This is a genomic window from Pseudomonas syringae group sp. J254-4 (assembly GCF_032586855.1).
GTDB classification, from domain to species: Bacteria; Pseudomonadota; Gammaproteobacteria; order Pseudomonadales; family Pseudomonadaceae; genus Aquipseudomonas; species Aquipseudomonas amygdali.
This window is the reverse complement of the sequence record NZ_JAWHOO010000022.1, coordinates 78,906-79,294: the sequence shown is the minus strand read 5'-3', so window position 1 is coordinate 79,294 and position 389 is coordinate 78,906.

The window sequence follows — 389 nt, the reverse complement described above, 5'->3', positions numbered from 1 at the left end:
TGAATGCGCGCTGGCAGCACGAGCTTGTGACGCAGAGCGTCACGAACTGCATGCCGACGCGGAGCATCGGCACGATAGTCGTCTCAAGATGTTCATCGTTCCCATGCTCCGCGTGGGAATGCCTTTCTGGACGCTCTGCGTCCGATCTCAAATGCGCGCTATCAGTACGAGCTTGTGACGCAAAGCGTCACGAACTGCATGCCGACGCGGAGCATCGGCACGATAGTCGTCTCAGGATGTTCATCGTTCCCATGCTCCGCTTGGGAATGCCTTTCTGGACGCTCTGCGTCCGATCTTGAATGCGCGCTGGCAGCACGAGCTTGTGACGCAGAGCGTCACGAACTGCATGCCGACGCGGAGCATCGGCACGATAGTCGTATCAAAATGCT